At 70.0% G+C, this 15348-nt stretch carries 12 protein-coding genes and 2 tRNA genes; 7 read left to right on the plus strand and 7 right to left on the minus strand.

The genetic code is table 11. From position 1 onward, the window contains the following. Nucleotides 1-86 precede the first annotated feature (86 nt). A tRNA-Pro gene (locus N6H00_RS14165) sits at nucleotides 87-163 on the minus strand. 178 nt (nucleotides 164-341) lie between these two features. Here N6H00_RS14165 and N6H00_RS14170 point away from each other — a divergent pair. Then, nucleotides 342-415, plus strand: a tRNA-Gly gene (locus N6H00_RS14170). A 140-nt stretch (nucleotides 416-555) separates the two neighbouring features. On the opposite strand, the gene N6H00_RS14175 is transcribed toward N6H00_RS14170, so the two are convergent. Continuing rightward, nucleotides 556-750 carry a hypothetical protein gene (locus tag N6H00_RS14175; protein WP_268972025.1) on the minus strand — a complete coding sequence of 65 codons (195 nt, stop codon included), beginning with the start codon at nucleotides 748-750 and terminating at the stop codon, nucleotides 556-558. A gap of 615 nt (nucleotides 751-1365) precedes the next feature. Here N6H00_RS14175 and N6H00_RS14180 point away from each other — a divergent pair. Continuing rightward, nucleotides 1366-2556: an acyltransferase family protein gene (locus N6H00_RS14180; RefSeq protein WP_268972026.1), complete on the plus strand. Its 1191-nt coding sequence runs from the start codon at nucleotides 1366-1368 to the stop codon at nucleotides 2554-2556. Between the two features lie 164 nt (nucleotides 2557-2720). On the opposite strand, the gene N6H00_RS14185 is transcribed toward N6H00_RS14180, so the two are convergent. Next, nucleotides 2721-3863 carry a PP2C family protein-serine/threonine phosphatase gene (locus N6H00_RS14185; protein ID WP_268972027.1) on the minus strand — a complete coding sequence of 381 codons (1143 nt, stop codon included), beginning with the start codon at nucleotides 3861-3863 and terminating at the stop codon, nucleotides 2721-2723. 128 nt (nucleotides 3864-3991) lie between these two features. On the opposite strand from N6H00_RS14185, the gene N6H00_RS14190 reads away from it, so the two are divergent. Continuing rightward, nucleotides 3992-5224 carry a GNAT family N-acetyltransferase gene (locus N6H00_RS14190; RefSeq protein WP_268972028.1) on the plus strand — a complete coding sequence of 411 codons (1233 nt, stop codon included), beginning with the start codon at nucleotides 3992-3994 and terminating at the stop codon, nucleotides 5222-5224. A 62-nt stretch (nucleotides 5225-5286) separates the two neighbouring features. On the opposite strand, the gene N6H00_RS14195 is transcribed toward N6H00_RS14190, so the two are convergent. Both N6H00_RS14195 and N6H00_RS14200 read right to left on the minus strand, forming a co-directional pair. After that, nucleotides 5287-6096, minus strand: coding sequence for an Fpg/Nei family DNA glycosylase (locus N6H00_RS14195; protein WP_268972029.1), 810 nt, complete (start codon nucleotides 6094-6096; stop codon nucleotides 5287-5289). Next, nucleotides 6096-6584 (minus strand): ribose-5-phosphate isomerase, encoded by a 489-nt coding sequence (locus tag N6H00_RS14200; RefSeq protein ID WP_268972030.1) that lies wholly within the window; start codon nucleotides 6582-6584, stop codon nucleotides 6096-6098. Before N6H00_RS14200 ends, N6H00_RS14195 begins: the two co-directional genes overlap by 1 nt. Before the next feature lie 181 nt (nucleotides 6585-6765). On the opposite strand from N6H00_RS14200, the gene N6H00_RS14205 reads away from it, so the two are divergent. Beyond that, nucleotides 6766-8259 carry an amino acid permease gene (locus N6H00_RS14205; RefSeq protein WP_268972031.1) on the plus strand — a complete coding sequence of 498 codons (1494 nt, stop codon included), beginning with the start codon at nucleotides 6766-6768 and terminating at the stop codon, nucleotides 8257-8259. 343 nt (nucleotides 8260-8602) lie between these two features. Here N6H00_RS14205 and N6H00_RS14210 read toward each other — a convergent pair whose 3' ends face one another. Then, nucleotides 8603-9196: a biotin transporter BioY gene (locus N6H00_RS14210; protein WP_268972032.1), complete on the minus strand. Its 594-nt coding sequence runs from the start codon at nucleotides 9194-9196 to the stop codon at nucleotides 8603-8605. A 278-nt stretch (nucleotides 9197-9474) separates the two neighbouring features. Here N6H00_RS14210 and N6H00_RS14215 point away from each other — a divergent pair, with 278 nt between their 5' ends. Both N6H00_RS14215 and N6H00_RS14220 read left to right on the plus strand, forming a co-directional pair. Continuing rightward, nucleotides 9475-10896: an amino acid permease gene (locus tag N6H00_RS14215; RefSeq protein WP_268972033.1), complete on the plus strand. Its 1422-nt coding sequence runs from the start codon at nucleotides 9475-9477 to the stop codon at nucleotides 10894-10896. Nucleotides 10897-11059: 163 nt separating this feature from the next. Further along, nucleotides 11060-11701, plus strand: a complete 642-nt coding sequence (locus N6H00_RS14220) for a superoxide dismutase (RefSeq protein WP_268972034.1) — start codon at nucleotides 11060-11062, stop codon at nucleotides 11699-11701. A gap of 141 nt (nucleotides 11702-11842) precedes the next feature. Here N6H00_RS14220 and N6H00_RS14225 read toward each other — a convergent pair whose 3' ends face one another. Beyond that, on the minus strand, nucleotides 11843-12478 hold the full coding sequence (locus N6H00_RS14225; protein ID WP_268972035.1) for a mycothiol-dependent nitroreductase Rv2466c family protein: 636 nt from the start codon (nucleotides 12476-12478) through the stop codon (nucleotides 11843-11845). 169 nt (nucleotides 12479-12647) lie between these two features. Between N6H00_RS14225 and pepN the strand changes: the two genes are divergently transcribed. Further along, nucleotides 12648-15293, plus strand: coding sequence for an aminopeptidase N (gene pepN, locus N6H00_RS14230; RefSeq protein WP_268972036.1), 2646 nt, complete (start codon nucleotides 12648-12650; stop codon nucleotides 15291-15293). The last annotated feature ends 55 nt before the right edge of the window (nucleotides 15294-15348 follow it).

The following is a 15348-nucleotide window of genomic DNA, read 5'->3' on the forward strand; positions in this document are numbered from 1 at the left end:
GCGTCCGGTTAAAAGACACAGACACGCAGCTTGCATAGTAACCGCAAGCATGACGGGCCCCACAACGCGATCTTGACGTATGTGGTTGGTCGGGGTGGCCGGATTCGAACCGACGACCTTCCGCTCCCAAAGCGGACGCGCTACCAAGCTGCGCCACACCCCGTCGGTGCGACACGTAGGGTACATGCCCGCGGACGCCCCGGCTGCCGGTTATTCGACTGGTGGCAAGGGTGTGCGGGGAACGGTGCAGACCCGCTACGATGCATCCCGTGCCGCGGTCCGGGCGATCATGCCCGGCCGAGGGTGTCCGGGCGACCGGTGCATCCGCGTACGCGGTGCGTGCGGGCGTAGCTCAATGGTAGAGCCCCAGTCTTCCAAACTGGCTACGCGGGTTCGATTCCCGTCGCCCGCTCCAATGCTTTCGGCCCGGTCCGGGGAGTTTCCCGGACCGGGCCGTTCGCTTATACCGCCGCGTACGCGGCCGGACCGCCCATAGGCGGCGGCCCGGCCGCCGCGGACGGCTCAGAGGTCTTTCAGGGGCTGCGGAGGGGTCTTTCAGAGGCTGATGTCGGCAATCGCCTCGGCGGCCGAGTCGAGGAAGTCCTGAATGTCCGGCGCGATGTCGGACGAGGCGAGCAGGAACCCGAAGAGCACCGCGACGAGCGCCGGCCCCCACTTGACTCGGCCATTGCGGATCATCAGCACCAGGATGATGCCCACCAGCAGCACCAATGACAGGGAAATGGCCACAACATCCCACCCTCGGTCGCACACGTCTCACCGGCCCGGAAGCACGCGACCCCGCACACCCCCGCAGCCACCATCGTGCCATCAACTTCCGCCGGTCAGCAGTGGGATGGAGCGATAAACGGTCACCAGTGCACACAGCACCCACCTCGCCGGTACCCGCCCGGTAAGCGTTCATTCAATCCGTCATGGGTGATGCTGCCCACAACTCGACAAGGTCCCCGATTGATGAATTCCGACCGCCTCCACATGACCTCGGACGGGAATTCGGAATTCGCCCGACGGTCACTCGCCGGGGTGACAAAACACTAATGAATCAGACATTCCACCAGAGCCCGCCGGGGGGCATATGCCCCAATTAAGTGGGATGAAGGCCAACAGAACGGACAGCATGAACCCGGATATCGAATGATCGCATCGCTTTGTCGACTCACCGGGTCGACTTCCCCGGGCCGGCTATCGGCCGCGCCACGAAGACCATGCGGGGAAAAAACTGAACGAGGTTTTACGGCACACAGGTTTCAGCGCTATCGTCCTTCAGATGTTTCACGCTGCCATGCCCCCTCCACGCGCAGTGAGGTCCCGGGTACTCTCCCCCAGTTCCTGGTGGGAGGGCCTGTGACCAACTCCCTGCGCCCGCACGACTCCCAGCGGACTCCTCTGCCCCAGCAGACGACGTCCTCTCCCCCCACGTCGCGGGACGAAGAAGCCGGGCAGCAGGGGACCACCCCGCCCGCCCCCAGCACCCCCAGCGCCCCCGCCCGGCAGAAGCCGAAACAGCGGGACGCGTTCTTCGACAACGCGAAGTACCTCGCGATCGTGCTGGTCGCGATGGGGCACTCCTGGGAGCCGCTGACCGACTCCAGCCGCACCGCGGAAGCGCTGTACATGACCGTGTACACCTTCCACATGCCGGCCTTCATCATCATCTCCGGCTACTTCTCGCGCAGCTTCGACATGCGGCCGGACCGGCTCAAGCGGCTGATCACCGGGGTCGCGGTGCCCTACCTGATCTTCGAGATCGCGTACACGCTCTTCAAGCGCTGGGCGGACGACGACCCCACGTACGACTTCAGCCTGCTCGACCCCTGGTACCTCACCTGGTTCCTGATCGCGCTGTTCGTGTGGCGGCTGTCCACCCCGATCTGGAAGCTGGTGCGCTGGCCGCTCCCGCTCGCGCTGGCGATCGCCACGCTCGCCTCCGTCTCACCCGACATCGGCGACGACCTGGACATGCAGCGGGTGCTCCAGTTCCTTCCGTTCTTCGTCCTGGGGCTGTGCATGAAGCCCGAGCACTTCCAGCTGATGCGCCGCCGCGCGGTGCGGATCGCGGCCGTGCCGGTCTTCGCCTGCGCCCTGGTGTTCGCCTACTGGGCGGCGCCGCGGATGAACTCGGCGTGGTTCTACCACCGCGACAGCGTCCAGGAGCTCGGCGCGCCCCCGTGGACCGGCCCGGTGATGACGCTCGCCCTCTTCGGCTGCTCCATCGTGCTCGTCAGCTGCTTCTTCGCCTGGGTGCCGCGGCGGCACATGTGGTTCACCGTCCTGGGCGCCGGGACGCTCTACGGCTACCTGCTGCACGGCTTCCTGGCCAAGGGCTCCCGCTTCTGGGGCTGGTTCGACAACGAGTGGCTGCACAAGCCGCTGGGCGAGATCGTGGTCACGGTCATCGCCGGCACCGTGATCACCGTGCTGTGCACGCCTCCCGTCCAGCGCGTCTTCCGCTTCGCCATGGAGCCGAAGATGGCCTGGGCGTTCCGTAAGGACCCCGCCGAACAGGCCCGCAGCCGCACGACGACGGCGGCCTGACGGCCTGCGCGGCCACGACGCGGAAGGGCTGGACCGTGGATCCCACGGCCCAGCCCTTTTTGCTGCGCCCGTCCAGGCATGGCTTGGGGATCAGATGGTGCGGAGGTGTGGATCAGATGGCTTGAAACAGTCGCCGAACCCGGTTCACTGGCGGTGGATCAGGCTCACTGGCGGCAGATCAGCAGCAGGGCCCGGTCGTCGTTGACGTCCTTCGCGACCGTCTCGATCAGGTGCCAGGCCGCGCCCTGGAAACCGGAGCCGACATAGCGGTCCGCCTCGCCGGTGAGGCGGTCGATGCCCTCGCTGATGTCCCGGTCGGCGGTCTCGACGAGGCCGTCGGTGAAGAGCATCAGGACGTCGCCGGGGCGCAGCGTGCCCTTGGTGGGGTCGAATTGGGCGCCGTCGTAGACGCCCAGCAGCGGGCCCTCGGCGGACTTCTCCTCCCACTTGCCGGTGCCCGCGCTCAGCTGGAGCGCGGGCAGATGCCCGGCGGAGAAGAGTTCGAAGTCGCCGCTGTCGAGGTCGAGGACGAGATGGATGGAGGTCGCGAAGCCCTCGTCCCAGTCCTGGCGCAGGAGATAGCCGTTGGCGGCCGGGAGGAAGCCGTGCGGGGGCAGGGAGCCGAGGAGGCCGCCGAAGGCCCCGGAGAGCAGCAGGGCGCGGGATGCGGCGTCCATGCCCTTGCCGGAGACGTCGGTGAGGACGACTTCGAGGGTGCGGCCGCCGCCGGTGCGGGCGGCGACGACGAAGTCGCCGGAGAAGGACTGTCCACCGGCCGGGCGCAGCGCCATCTCGCGGTGCCAGCCGCGCGGCAGACCGGGCAGCTTGCTCTGGACGCGGATGCGCTCGCGCAGGTCGAAGAGCATGGTGCCGCCGCGCCGCCAGGGCACCCCGACGCGGCTGCGGAACTGGGCGATCAGCAGGCCGAAGAAGCCGACGGCGGCGACGACCAGGATGGTGCCGGGGGTGACCCGGGAGGAGGCGTCCTCCTCGGTGTACGGGCCGAGCACGGCGGACTCCACGATCAGGGCCGTGGCGGCCGCCGCGTACAGGGCGAGCAGGCTGGCGGGGCGCAGCAGCAGCCCGCCCGCGACGATGGGCAGGACGAGGGCGGACGGCGAGCACCAGTCGGGCTGGGCGATGGTGCCGCCGGCGATGGCGGGGACGCCGAGCAGCAGTGCGGTCAGGGCGAGCCGGTCGGAACCCTCACCGCGGAAGTAGTCGACTCCGGCTTTGCGCACGCCTGTGCGAGCCCGGTGCAGAGCTCTGCGCATCCGGGCCAACGGAGTGTCCACGCCGCCAGTCATTGCATCGGGACCCTACCCACCCGTTCGGACGCGCGTCGATTCGTGGCGCGTTGAACCACCCAGCCAGGGGGGCAATCGTAAGCGAAATTCGTTCGCGCGTGCGGGAAGCGGCTGCTAGGGATGGGAATATGAGGACTGAGCTGCGGGTGCTCGACCCATCGATTTGGGACGATTGGTACGGAAAGCTGATCCTCGCGTTCGGAGGGGTTCCCGAAGCACCGGAGGAATCCGCGCTCTGGCGGGAGTTGACCGAATGCGAGCGCTCGATCGGCGCCTGGGACGGTTCCGACATCGTCGGCACGGCGTCGCTGATCAGCTTCCGGCTGTCGGTGCCGGGCGGCGCGATCGTCCCCGCGGCCGGTGTCACGATGGTGAGCGTGCAGGCCACCCACCGTCGGCGCGGGGTGCTGCGGGCCATGATGCGGCGCCAGTTGGACGACATCCGCGCGGCGGGCGATGAGCCGCTGGCCGTCCTGACCGCGTCCGAACCGGACATCTACGGGCGGTTCGGCTACGGGGCGGCCACACAGACCGCCTACGCCGAGATCGACACCACCCAGGTGCGGCTGAGCGTCCCCGAGGGCACCGATGACGTGACGCTGCGCGCCGTGGCCCCGGAGGCCGCCGTCGAGGCGTGCGAGGCCGTCTACGCCCGGCGGGTGCCCGCGCGGCCGGGCATGCTGGAGCGGCTCCGCGGCTGGGAGCGGGTGCCGCTGCTGGACCCGCCGGGCGAACGCGCGGGGGCGTCCCCGCTGCGCTGTGTGCTGGCCGAGTCGGGCGGCGAGGTGAGCGGCTATGTGCGCTTCGCGGTCAAGCCCGACTGGGATCTGGCGGGGCCCAAGGGCACCGTCGTCCTGCGCGATCTGGAGGCCCTGGACCCGGCGTCCTACGCGGCGCTGTGGCGCTTTCTCTTCGATCTCGACCTCACCTCGGTGATCTCGACCGGACCCCGTCCGGTCGACGATCCGTGGCAGCACCTGGTCTCCGACATCCGGCGGTGCGCCGTAAGGCTGCGCGACTCGCTGTACGTCCGCCTGGTGGATGTGGGGGCGGCGCTCGCGGCGCGGACGTACCCGGCCCCGGTGGATGCCGTCCTGGAGGTCACGGACCCCTTCTGCCCGTGGAACGAGGGGCGCTGGCGGCTGAGCGGCGACGCCAAGGGCGCCTCCTGCGAGCGGACGACGGACGCGCCCGATCTCCGGCTGGGCGCGCGGGAGCTGGGAGCGGCGTATCTCGGCGGCGTCCCGCTGACCGCGCTGGCGGGTGCGGGACGCGTCCAGGAGGTCCGTCAAGGCGCCCTTACGGAGGCCGGGACCGCCTTCGCCTCCCCGGTCGCTCCTTGGCTGCCGCACCACTTCTGACGGCTGCGGGACGGCCGGTGACCGCCTCAAGGACGTCGGCCGCCCCAAGGACGCCGGCCGCCTTAAGGGCGCTGGCAAGCGGGGCACCAGAAGAGGTTGCGCGCGGCGAGGTCGGCGGTGCGGATCTCGCCACCGCAGACATGACACGGCTGTCCGGCACGCCGGTAGACGTAGACCTCACCGCCGTGGTCGTCCACACGCGGTGGGCGGCCCATCGCCTCGGGGGTGTGCTCGGGGCGGACGGTGTCGATCCGGTTGTTCCGCACCCCCTCGCGCATCAGCGCCACCAGATCGGCCCAGATCGCGTCCCATTCGGCACGGGTCAGCGCACGGCCGGGCCGGTACGGGTCGATACCGTGCCGGAAGAGCACCTCGGCGCGGTAGACGTTCCCGACACCGGCGATCACCTTCTGGTCCATGAGCAGCGCGGCCACGCTGACGCGGCTGCGGGAGATCCGGGTCCAGGCCCGCTCGCCGTCGTCCGCCGGACGCAGCGGATCGGGGCCCAGCCGGTCGTGGATCGCCTGCTTCTCCTCGTCGGTGATGAGCGCACAGGCGGTCGGGCCGCGCAGATCCGCGTAGCCCTCGGGGTTGGCCAGCCGCAGCCGGACGGTGTCGGTGGCCGGCGGGGCGGGGGCCGGACCGAAGGTGTACGTGCCGAAGAGCCCGAGGTGGACATGGACCCAGCCGGTGACGGCGAAGTCCAGGAAGAGGTGCTTGCCGTGCGCCTCCGCGTGGTGCAGGGGCCGGCCGTCGATCAGCCCGGCACCGTCGGCGAACTTCCCCTGCGGGCTGGTGGCCCGGACGGGCCGGCCGCCGAAGGTCTCGACGTGGTCGGCGGCCAGCCGGTGGATGGTGTGCCCTTCGGGCATCAGTCGCCGTGCGGGTGGTGGGCCGGGATGGACGGCAGCTCGCCGGTGGTCTCGTAGGCGGCGAGCATCTCGATGCGGCGGGTGTGCCGCTCCTCGCCCGAGTACGGGGTGTTCAGGAAGATCTCGACGAACTTGGTCGCCTCCTCCTGGGTGTGCATCCGGGCGCCGACGCTGACCACATTGGCGTTGTTGTGCTCACGGCCGAGGGCCGCGGTCTGCTCGCTCCAGGCCAGCGCCGCGCGCACCCCCTTGACCTTGTTCGCCGCGATCTGCTCACCATTGCCGGAGCCGCCGATGACGATGCCCAGGCTCTCCGGGTCGGCCGCGGTCCGCTCCGCGGCACGCAGGCAGAACGGCGGGTAGTCGTCCTGGGCGTCGTAGATGTGCGGGCCGCAGTCGACGGGCTCATGCCCGGCCGCCTTGAGCCACTCCACGAGGTGGTTCTTGAGTTCGAAACCGGCATGGTCGGAGCCGAGGTACACGCGCATGTCCCGAGTGTGTCATGGTCGTGTGCCCCCCGCCGTCCCGGGTAGGCGTCGCATAAAAATCTGTAACGCCAAGGAACCTCATGAAAACCTCAAGTAACAATCCGGATTCAAAGGTTCATCTAGCAGGCCCCCTGAGATTCACTGGCGTCGCTCGTAACCCGAGAGCAAAGGAATCGAGCACATGAGCGCACAACCTGCGACTACGCCGGAGCGGCAGCAGCCACCCGGCGCCCCTGGCTCGACCGACGACGGCCTCCAGGCGGGTCTCAAGAACCGTCATCTCTCGATGATCGCGATCGGCGGAGTGATCGGCGCCGGGCTGTTCGTCGGCTCCAGCGCGGGCATAGCGAAGGCCGGCCCCGGCATTCTCGTCTCGTACGCGCTGGTCGGCCTCATGGTCGTCTTCGTCATGCGGATGCTGGGCGAGATGTCCGCCGCCCATCCCACCTCCGGCTCCTTCTCCGCCCACGCCGACCGCGCGCTCGGCCGCTGGGCCGGTTTCTCCATCGGCTGGCTGTACTGGTTCTTCTGGGTCGTGGTGCTGGCGGTCGAGGCCACCGCCGGCGCCAAGATCCTGGAGGGCTGGTGGCCGCAGGTGCCGCAGTGGGGCTGGGCGCTGATCGTGATGGTGATCCTCACCGCGACCAACCTGGTCTCGGTCGGCTCCTACGGTGAGTTCGAGTTCTGGTTCGCCGGGATCAAGGTCGTGGCGATCGCCGCGTTCATCGTGATCGGCGGGCTCGCCGTCTTCGGGCTGCTGCCGCATTCGGACAACGAGGGCGCGGGCCTGGCCCACCTCAGCGACCACGGCGGCTTCCTGCCGAACGGGCCGGGCGCCATCCTCACCGGTGTGCTGCTGGTGGTGTTCTCGTTCATGGGCAGCGAAATCGTCACCCTCGCGGCCGGTGAGTCCGCGAACCCGCAGCGTGCGGTGACCAAGGCCACCAACAGCGTGATCTGGCGGATCGCGGTCTTCTACCTGGGCTCGATCTTCGTCGTGATCACGCTGCTGCCCTGGGACGCCAAATCGATCGCCGACAAGGGCAGTTATGTCGCGGCGCTCGACTCGATCGGCATCCCGCACGCCGGCGACATCATGAACGTCATCGTGCTGACCGCCGTGCTCTCGTGTCTGAACTCCGGCCTCTACACCGCCTCGCGCATGGCCTTCTCGCTCGGCCGCCGCGGCGACGCCCCGGCCTCCTTCGCCCGCACCAACGCCCGTGGCGTCCCGCAGGCCGCGATCCTCGGCTCGGTGGTCTTCGGCTTCCTCGCGGTCTGGTTCAACTACCAGTGGCCGGACACGGTCTTCACCTTCCTGCTGAACTCCTCGGGCGCGGTCGCGCTCTTCGTCTGGCTCGTGATCTGTTTCAGCCAGCTGCGGATGCGCGGGATGATCCTGCGTGAGAACCCCGAGAAGCTGGTCGTCCGGATGTGGCTGTTCCCGTATCTGACCTGGGCGACGATCGCGATGATCTCGTTCGTCCTGGTCTACATGCTCACCGACGACGACGGACGCGAGCAGGTGATCCTCTCCGCGCTGGTGGCCGTGCTCGTGGTGGCCTTCGCCCTGGTCCGGGAGCGCGTCACCGCCGGCCGCGGCCCCGCCCCGGCGGCGCCCTCCGGCCCGTCCGGCCCCACGGACCCCACCCCCAAGGAGCCGGCGGCCCCGTAGGACCCGTAAGAGGGTCCGCAAGAGGCCGTAAGAGCCGTAAGGACGCCTCGCCGAGCGGTCTCCCGTGCCCCTGAGCGGCGGTCGACGCACCGCCACTCAGGGGTACGGCCGTGTCCGGGCTCAGACGCGGGGTGCCCCACAGGGCGGTGCCGGTGGCCGGTCCGGTGGCCGGTCCGGCGGCGCTGGTGAGCCGGCGCAGGGCCGCGATGGACGCCGCGTCCGGTACCGGGACCACCAGGTCGATCACCGCCGGAAGGAAGCCCGGCTCGGTACGGGGCCCAGTCCTGGTACGCCCGGGGCGCACGGGGGCTCAGCCTCCGTGCGCCCCGGGGTGCGAGGGGGTTCAGCCGCGGCGGCCCACCAGCTTCCAGGCGGTGGGCAGGGCGCCCATCGCCAGCGCGGCCTTCAGCACGTCCCCGATCAGGAACGGGGTGAGTCCGGCCGCGACCGCCTGGCCGAGGGAGATGTGGGTGGCCAGCGCGAGGTACGGGACGCCCACGGCGTAGATGATCGCCGAGCCGACCGCCATGGTGCCCGCGGTGCGCAGCGCCCCGCGGTCGCCGCCGCGCCGGGCCAGCGCGCCCACCACGGTCGCGGCCAGCAGCATGCCCAGCACGTAGCCGAAGGACGGCGCGGCGACGCCGGAGCCGGCCTCGGCGAACCACGGCAGGCCCACCATGCCGACGAGGGTGTAGAGCGCCAGCGACAGGAAGCCGCGCCGGGCGCCCAGCGAGGTGCCGACCAGCAGGGCGGCGAAGGTCTGGCCGGTCACCGGCACCGGGGAGCCGGGGACGGGCACCGCGATCTGGGCGGCGAGGCCGGTGAGTGCGGCGCCCCCGAGGACCAGGGCGGTGTCACGGGCCAGGGCGCGGCGGGCGGGGAAGACCGCGTCCGCGAGGACCGTACCGGGTATGGCGGCGGCAGAAACAGTGCTCATCAGCGATGCTCCCAGGTCGTCAGGGTGGATACCGGGACGGTAACCCAGCGCCGGGCTCTCGGACACCGTCGGATGACCACAAAGCCGGACTCATCGGCTTGGCGGCTTCGGGCAGAGATCCACGCTACGGAGCGTGACAGCAATGTCCGATATCCAGAAAAGTATGACCGCAATATTGTCCTGACCGAACAAAGCCCTTCACACTGGGCTCGTTTTGCATCCGCCCGCCCTCCTGTCCTGTGGGGGGCCGCCCTCCTCTCAAGGGACGAAGAAGAAGAATGAACCGGACATCCGCGTCCTCCGCGCCATCCGGCGCCGCCGAGGCGGCCGGTGCGGGCGCGACCGCCTCGCCCCCGCTCTCCCACGGCCTCAAGCAGCGCCATCTGTCGATGATCGCCCTCGGGGGTGTGATCGGCGCGGGGCTGTTCGTGGGCTCCGGTGCCGGGATCGCCGCCGCCGGTCCGTCGATCGTGGTCGCCTATGCGCTGTCCGGGCTGCTGGTGATGCTCGTGATGCGGATGCTCGGCGAGATGTCGGCGGCCAACCCGGCCTCCGGCTCGTTCTCCGTGCACGCCGAGCGGGCGATCGGGCCGTGGGCCGGGTTCACGGTGGGCTGGATGTTCTGGATCCTGCTGTGCGTGGGTATCGCCGCGGAGGCGATCGGCGCGGCCGGGATCATGGTCCAGTGGTTCCCGGGCACGGACTCCTGGATGTGGGTCGCGCTGTTCATGGCGATGTTCTGCGGGACGAACCTCGCGGCGGTCAGCAACTTCGGCGAGTTCGAGTTCTGGTTCGCCGCGCTGAAGATCGCCGCGATCACGATCTTCCTGGCCTTGGGCGTGCTCGCGATCCTGGGCGTCCTGCCGGGCACCGGCGCCCCGGGCAGCTCCCATCTCACCGGTGACGGCGGCTTCCTGCCCAACGGCGTGAACGGCATGGTCGTCGGCCTGCTGGCGTCCGTCTTCGCGTACGGCGGACTGGAGACGGTGACGATCGCGGCGGCCGAGTCCGAGAACCCGGTCAAGAGCGTCGCGGGCGCCGTGCGCACCGCGATGTGGCGCATCGCCCTCTTCTACGTCGGCTCCATGCTGGTCGTGGTCACGCTCATCCCGTGGAACGACGCGTCGGTGGTCGAGAAGGGCCCGTACGTGGCCGTGCTCAACCACCTCGACATCCCGGCGGCCGGCGACATCATGAACGTGATCGTGCTGATCGCGCTGCTCTCCGCGATGAACGCCAACATCTACGGCGCCTCCCGCATGTCCTACTCCCTGGTCACCCGCGGCGAGGGCCCCGCCTTCCTGGGCCGGGTCAGCGGCGGTGTGCCCCGTCTGACCGTGCTCGCCTCCTCCTTCTTCGGCTTCGTCGCGGTGCTGCTCAGCTACTGGTGGCCGGACACCATCTTCAAGTGGCTGCTCAACATGGTCGGCGCCGCGGTGCTGGTGGTCTGGGGCTTCATCGCCGTCGCCCAGCTGCGGATGCGCAGCCGGCTCCAGCGCGAGAACCCGGAGAAGCTCGTGGTGAAGATGTGGCTCTTCCCGTATCTGACCTGGGTGGCGCTGGCCGCCACGGTCGGGGTGCTGCTGCTGATGCTGCGCGAGAGCGACACCCGTAGCCAGCTGTACGCCACGGTCGGGATGGCCATCGTGCTCGCGGTCGTCGGAGCCGTACGGCAGCGGATGACGGCGGCCCGTAGCTGAGCCCTCACCACCCCGCGCAGGGAGGCGGGGCGGGTCCTCGACCGGAGGACCCGCCCCGCCTCCGTCGTTGTGCCCGGTTCCGCGGTTCCGACTGGCGGGAAACGCTCTTGCTGCTAGCGTGTACTTGCAAGTTAATTGCAATAAGCGGTCCGAAGGGCTTCGCATGGCCATCTACACACTTCCTGAACTTCCGTACGACTACTCGGCGCTGGCCCCGGTCATCAGCCCCGAGATCATCGAGCTGCACCACGACAAGCACCACGCCGCGTACGTCAAGGGCGCGAACGACACGATGGAGCAGCTCGCGGAGGCGCGGGACAAGGATCAGTGGGCCTCGATCAACGGCCTCGAGAAGAACCTGGCCTTCCATCTGTCCGGCCACATCCTGCACAGCATCTACTGGCACAACATGACCGGTGACGGCGGCGGCGAGCCGCTGGAGAAGGACGGGGTCGGCGAGCTGGCCGACGCCATCGCCGAGCACTTCGGCTCCTTCGCGGGGTTCAAGGCCCAGCTGTCCAAGGCGGCGGCCACCACCCAGGGCTCGGGCTGGGGCGTCCTGGCGTACGAGCCGGTCAGCGGGCGGCTGGTGGTCGAGCAGGTCTACGACCACCAGGGGAACGTCGGGCAGGGCTCGGTGCCGATCCTGGTCTTCGACGCCTGGGAGCACGCCTTCTATCTGCAGTACAAGAACCAGAAGGTGGACTTCATCGAGGCCATGTGGAAGGTGGTCAACTGGCAGGACGTGGCGCGCCGTTACACGGCCGCCAAGGAGCGCGCCCACAACCTGCTGCTGGCTCCGTAACCGGGAGCGCCCGCCAGACCCCTGCTCGCGTGATCGTCTTCTCACCGGACACCGGGCAGGCGGAAAAAGGGACCCCCGCGCGGTCGACTCGCGCGGGGGTCCCGTCGTGGGCGGTGGTGGTCCTTGCCGCCGGTCGAAACCTCAGTCGAAGATCGGGCCGACCGTCCGGGTCCGCTTGATCTCGTAGAAACCGGGGATCGAGGCGACCATCAGCGTGCCGTCCCACAGCCTGGCGGCCTCCTCGCCCTTGGGGGCCGGGGTGACCACCGGGCCGAAGAAGGCGATCTGCTCGCCGTCCGCACCGGGGACGGCGATGACGGGGGTGCCCACGTCCTGGCCGACCAGGTCGATGCCCTCCTTGTGGGAGGCGCGCAGCTCGGTGTCGTAGGCGTCGGAGTCGGCGTAGTCCGCGAGCTCGGCGGGGAGGCCGGCCTCCTCAAGGGCGGCCACGATGGTCTCGCGGTTCTTCTCCAGGCCCTGGTTGTGGAAGCGGGTGCCGAGGGCGGTGTAGAGGCGGCCGAGGACCTCGCTGCCGTGCTTCTGCTCGGCGGCGATGCAGACCCGGACCGGGCCCCAGGCGGTCTTCAGCAGCTCGCGGTACTCCTCGGGCAGCTCATCGAGCTTGGGCTCGTTCAGCACGGCGAGGCTCATGACGTGCCACCGCACCTCGACCGGGCGCACCTTCTCCACCTCGAGCATCCAGCGCGAGGTCATCCAGGCCCAGGGACACAGCGGATCGAACCAGAAATCAGCAGGAGTCTTGGCGGTCTCGGTCACGATTTCTCCTCGAACGGGCGCGTAGGTATCGCATGTGAAATAAAAGGCTGACCACCTCAGCCAACGCGGGCGGGGCGGGAGCTCATTCCCCGGTGCACCTGTCAGTGCGCCGTGACATGATTCCCGCTGTCCGATATCCGAGACGAGACTTTGCCGAGGGAGCCGCTTCGTGCCCGGTGAGAACCTGACCCGTGACGAGGCCCGTGCGCGGGCGAAGCTGCTGTCCGTCGAGGCGTACGAGGTGGCGCTCGACCTGCGGTCCGCGGTCGGGGAGCACACCGGGTCCGGGCCGCGCACCTTCCGCTCCACGACGACGATCCGCTTCCGCTGCGCGGAGCCGGGCGCGGCGACCTTCGCCGATCTGGTGGCGCCCTCGGTGACCTCGGTGCGGCTGAACGGGCGGGAGCTGGACCCGGCGGCCGTCTTCGACGGCTCCCGGATCGCCCTGGAGGGGCTCGCCGCCGACAACGAGCTGGTGGTGGACGCGCGGTGCGCCTACAGCCGGACCGGCGAGGGGCTGCACCGCTTCGTGGACCCGGAGGACGGCGAGGTCTACCTCTACACCCAGTACGAGCCGGCCGACGCCCGCCGGGTCTTCGCCAACTTCGAACAGCCGGACCTCAAGGCCCCGTTCACCTTCTCGGTGACCGCCCCCGAGGGCTGGACGGTGCTCGGTAACGGAACGGCCGGCCGGGTCGAGCCGTCCGGGGCGGGCGACGCCTCGGCGACCACCCACTTCACCCCGACCCGGCCCATCTCGACGTACATCACCGCCGTGGTCGCCGGTCCGTACCACTACGAGAGCGACCTCTACCGCCGCACGCTGCCGGACGGCTCGGAGCTGGAGATCCCGCTGGGGGCCCTGTGCCGCAAGGGGCTGGCCAAGCACTTCGACGCGGCCGACATCTTCACCGTCACCAAGCAGGGCCTGGACTTCTTCCACGACCACTTCGACTATCCGTACCCGTTCGGCAAGTACGACCAGGCGTTCGTGCCGGAGTACAACATCGGCGCGATGGAGAACCCGGGGTGTGTGACCTTCCGGGAGGAGTTCGTCTTCCGCGGCAAGGTCACCCAGGCGTCCTACGAGCACCGGGCCAACGTCATCCTGCACGAGATGGCGCATATGTGGTTCGGCGACCTGGTGACCATGGAGTGGTGGGACGACCTGTGGCTCAAGGAGTCGTTCGCCGACTTCATGGGGGCCTTCGCGCTGGTCGGGGCGACCCGCTTCACCGACGGCTGGATCACCTTCGCCAACCGCCGCAAGGCATGGGCCTACCGCGCCGACCAGCTGCCGTCCACCCACCCGGTCACGGCCGACATCGGGGACCTGGAGGACGCCAAGCTCAACTTCGACGGGATCACCTACGCCAAGGGCGCGTCCGTGCTCAAGCAGCTGGTGGCGTACGTCGGGCAGGACGCCTTCCTGGAGGGTGCGCGGCGCTACTTCAAGCGGCACGCGTACGGCAACACCCGGCTGTCGGATCTGCTGTCGGTGCTCGCCGAGACCTCGGGGCGGGACATGGCCGCCTGGTCGCGCGCCTGGCTGGAGACCGCGGGGGTCAACGTGCTCACCCCGCAGGCCACCTATGACGCCGAGGGGCACATCACCGAGCTGGCGGTGGTCCAGGAGGCCGCGGGCAGCGCTGGTTCCGATGGTGCGGCTCCGCCGCGCGGGACGCTGCGGCCGCACCGGGTGGCCGTGGGGCTGTACCGCAAGGACGCCCCGTCCGGTGAGCGCGCCGGGGCGCTGGTGCGCTACGCCCGCGCCGAGGTGGACGTCGACGGCCCCCGTACGGTCGTCACCGAGCTGACCGGGGCCGCCCGGCCCGATCTGATCCTGGTCAACGACGAGGACCTCACCTACTGCAAGGTCCGCTTCGACGTGGATTCGCTGGACACCCTGCGCGAGCACCTGGGCGAGCTGACCGATCCCCTCGCCCGCGCGCTGAGCTGGTCCGCGCTGTGGAACCTCACCCGCGACGCGCTGCTGCCCGCCCGGGACTACCTGGAGCTGGTGCGGCGGTTCGCCGGGGCGGAGAGCGACATCGGGGTGCTCCAGATGGTCCAGGCGTGGGCGCTGTCCGCCCTGCACTACTACTCGGCGCCGGACGCCCGGGAGGAGGCCGGCGCCCGGCTGGCCGAGGGCGCGCTGCGCGAGCTGCGGCTGGCCGAGCCGGGCAGCGGCCATCAGCTGGCCTGGGCGCGGTTCTTCGCCCAGGTCGCCGCCGCCGACTCCGAGGTGCGGCTGCTGCGCGGGCTGCTGGACGGCACCGCGCGGATCGACGGCCTGGATGTGGACCAGGAGCTGCGCTGGACGTTCCTGGCCGCGCTGGCCGCGAGCGGCCAGGCCGACGAGGCGCTGATCGCCGCCGAGCTGGCCCGCGACGACACCGCGTCCGGCAAGCGCCACCAGGTGCGGTGTCTGGCCGCCCGGCCCTCCGCCGCGGTCAAGGCCGAGGCGTGGGAGGCGGTGGTGGAGTCCGACCGGCTCTCCAACGCCCTGGTGGAGGCCACCATCTCCGGTTTCGACCAGCCGGGCCAGCGGGAGCTGCTGGCGCCGTACGCACCGCGCTACTTCGAGATGATCGAGCGGATCTGGCAGGAGCGGTCGATCGAGATCGGAATGGCGATCGTGCGCGGGCTGTTCCCTGCCGCCCTGGGCGACGCCGACACCCTGGGGGCCGCCGATGCCTGGCTGAGCGGCCATCCGGACGCGGCGCCCGCGCTGCGCCGGCTGGTCCTGGAGGCACGCGACGACCTCGCCCGCGCCCTGCGCGGCCAGGAGTGCGACGCGCGGGCGGCCCGCTGACGGCTCCGTCAGCCGCGCGCCGAGCCTGTGGCGGCTCGGCGCGCGGGGTGCCTTT

The sequence above is a fragment of the Streptomyces sp. S465 genome (genome assembly GCF_026898115.1).
Classification (GTDB): domain Bacteria; phylum Actinomycetota; class Actinomycetes; order Streptomycetales; family Streptomycetaceae; genus Streptomyces; species Streptomyces luomodiensis.

Bases quoted from the DNA above. Each gene is read 5' to 3' on its own strand.
- N6H00_RS14185 (WP_268972027.1), bottom strand. From the start codon at position 3,863: ATGACTGGCGGCGTGGACACTCCGTTGGCCCGGATGCGCAGAGCTCTG.
- N6H00_RS14190 (WP_268972028.1), top strand. From the start codon at position 3,992: ATGAGGACTGAGCTGCGGGTGCTCGACCCATCGATTTGGGACGATTGG.
- N6H00_RS14195 (WP_268972029.1), bottom strand. From the start codon at position 6,096: ATGCCCGAAGGGCACACCATCCACCGGCTGGCCGCCGACCACGTCGAG.
- N6H00_RS14200 (WP_268972030.1), bottom strand. From the start codon at position 6,584: ATGCGCGTGTACCTCGGCTCCGACCATGCCGGTTTCGAACTCAAGAAC.
- N6H00_RS14205 (WP_268972031.1), top strand. From the start codon at position 6,766: ATGAGCGCACAACCTGCGACTACGCCGGAGCGGCAGCAGCCACCCGGC.
- N6H00_RS14210 (WP_268972032.1), bottom strand. From the start codon at position 9,196: ATGAGCACTGTTTCTGCCGCCGCCATACCCGGTACGGTCCTCGCGGAC.
- N6H00_RS14215 (WP_268972033.1), top strand. From the start codon at position 9,475: ATGAACCGGACATCCGCGTCCTCCGCGCCATCCGGCGCCGCCGAGGCG.
- N6H00_RS14220 (WP_268972034.1), top strand. From the start codon at position 11,060: ATGGCCATCTACACACTTCCTGAACTTCCGTACGACTACTCGGCGCTG.